The sequence below is a fragment of the Pseudomonas sp. HMSC08G10 genome, assembly GCF_001808425.1.
In the GTDB taxonomy this organism is placed as follows: Bacteria; Pseudomonadota; Gammaproteobacteria; order Pseudomonadales; family Pseudomonadaceae; genus Aquipseudomonas; species Aquipseudomonas guariconensis.
Window position 1 is genome coordinate 19,090 of record NZ_KV793302.1, and the last position, 1,813, is coordinate 20,902.

4 protein-coding genes are annotated in these 1,813 nt (G+C 60.7%); 3 read left to right on the forward strand and 1 reads right to left on the reverse strand.

Translation table 11 applies throughout. The features are described 5' to 3' along the window. From HMPREF3173_RS09110 to HMPREF3173_RS24545, 3 genes are all read left to right on the forward strand, one after another. The coding region (locus HMPREF3173_RS09110; protein ID WP_070572637.1) for a YqaJ viral recombinase family protein at positions 1 to 492 on the forward strand (492 nt) is incomplete at its 5' end. Between the two features lie 8 nt (positions 493 to 500). After that, a complete protein-coding gene (locus HMPREF3173_RS09115) occupies positions 501 to 1,034 on the forward strand; it encodes a single-stranded DNA-binding protein (protein ID WP_070572508.1) in 534 nt (177 codons plus the stop codon). A 2-nt stretch (positions 1,035 to 1,036) separates the two neighbouring features. Next, positions 1,037 to 1,198, forward strand: a complete 162-nt coding sequence (locus HMPREF3173_RS24545) for a hypothetical protein (protein WP_168166373.1) — start codon at positions 1,037 to 1,039, stop codon at positions 1,196 to 1,198. 87 nt (positions 1,199 to 1,285) lie between these two features. Here the strand turns inward: HMPREF3173_RS24545 and HMPREF3173_RS09120 are convergent, their stop codons facing one another. Further along, positions 1,286 to 1,687: a hypothetical protein gene (locus HMPREF3173_RS09120; protein WP_070572511.1), complete on the reverse strand. Its 402-nt coding sequence runs from the start codon at positions 1,685 to 1,687 to the stop codon at positions 1,286 to 1,288. Positions 1,688 to 1,813 lie beyond the last annotated feature (126 nt).

Below are 1,813 nucleotides of genomic sequence, written 5' to 3' on the forward strand. Positions count from 1 at the left end.
GGCGCCTTCACCTACATGAACACCCTGATCGGTGAGCGCATAACCGGTGAGGCGGCCGACCCGTTTACTGGCAACCGCCACACCGAGCGCGGCCATGAGCTGGAGGGTGCGGCCCGATCCCTGTACTGCGACCGCGAGGACGTCCAGACCCACCAGGTGGGGATCATCCTCAATCACGGCATTGGCTACTCACCGGACGCCCTGGTCGGCGACAACGGCCTGACCGAGATCAAGACCAAGCTGCCAAAGCTGCAGGTCGACGTGATCTTGGGTGGCGAGATTCCGAAAGAGCACATCGCCCAATGCCAGGGTGGCCTTTGGGTGTCCGAGCGCGAGTGGATCGACTTCATCTGCTACTGGCCAGGCATGCCGCTGTTCGTGAAGCGGGCCTACCGGGACGAGGCGATGATTCGCAAGCTCTCGGAGCGCGTGAAGACCTTTTACGAAATCCTAGACGAGCGCATGAATCGGGTGCTCGGCATTGCAGCATAGGAGGCCTCATGGCCCGTGGAGTAAACAAAGTCATCCTGGTCGGCACCTGCGGCCAGGACCCCGAGGTCCGCTACTTGCCCAATGGCAATGCGGTCACCAACTTGAGCCTGGCTACCAGCGAAACCTGGACCGATAAGCAGACCGGGCAGAAGGTCGAGAAGACCGAATGGCACCGCGTTGTGCTGTTTGGCAAGGTCGCAGAGATCGCTGGCGAGTATCTGCGCAAGGGCTCCCAGTGCTACATCGAGGGCAAGCTCAAGACCCGCGAATGGGAAAAGGACGGCATCAAGCGGTACAGCACCGAGGTGCACGTTGACATCAACGGCACCCTGCAGCTGCTGGGCGGCCGGCGTGACAACCAGGGCGGCGGTCAGCAGCAGCGCCAGGCTCCACCGCAACGGCAACAGCGTCAGCAGCCTCGCCAGCAGCACAACTACAACCAGAATGACAACTACGGGCAGCAGAACCAGCAGTCCGCGCCGCCGGACAATTTCGACGACGACATTCCCTTCGCACCGCTACCGCACCTCGCTGGGGCGTAGCCATGAAGCACCAGCATGCCCCTCACCCTGCGGCCTACTACCTGGGCCGTGCCTGCCGCGACAACGGACAGTCGAAGCACTCCCAGCCCTATGGCTGGATGACCGTCGACTGCGGCTGGTGGTTGGCAGGCTGGAACGATCGAGACATGGAGCTCATCGCTTGAAACGCATCACCGCCCGCGTCCGGCACGGCCGGCGCCAGCAACACATTAATCTGCCGCCCAGCGGCTTGGGAGGTATCGGCAATCCACTTACAGTTCTGCGCCAAGGTCAGCTTGGATGCGGGCTGCTACCGAAGGTGCCCAGTCCTGGCCGGTTATCTGAAGCTTCGAGCGCTTCTTGCTTACGATGTGGATTTTATAGCTGTCGGAAACTTTCCCTGGCGGAGTGATGAATAGTCCAACGACCTCCCCCCAGGTGGCCAGGCCAGCAGGGGCCTCAGACTTGATCACCCCTGCGGATTTGTTGATCTCGACGATCGCCAAATTGGTGCTCATAGCATTCACCGACGATTTCCAGACTTCCGCATAGGGCTTGTTGGCCACTTCGAGGGTTATCCCACCATCAGAGGCCTCCAAGCCTCCTATCGTAGAGCAAGCGGAGGTACCGCTAACCAGTAAGCCCAAACCCAGCACGCGCAGCCACTGCTTCATCTACTCAAATCCTTTCTGTTTTCAAATGGGGGCCGCGACCAGGTCGTTATCAGCCGGCTCTGTTGGCCTACCGTAATACCCCATCCCAAACCAAATTGCCACCATGCCGCATCCGGCCACGGAGGG

Bases quoted from the DNA above. Each gene is read 5' to 3' on its own strand.
- HMPREF3173_RS09120 (WP_070572511.1), bottom strand. From the start codon at position 1,687: ATGAAGCAGTGGCTGCGCGTGCTGGGTTTGGGCTTACTGGTTAGCGGT.
- HMPREF3173_RS09115 (WP_070572508.1), top strand. From the start codon at position 501: ATGGCCCGTGGAGTAAACAAAGTCATCCTGGTCGGCACCTGCGGCCAG.
- HMPREF3173_RS24545 (WP_168166373.1), top strand. From the start codon at position 1,037: ATGAAGCACCAGCATGCCCCTCACCCTGCGGCCTACTACCTGGGCCGT.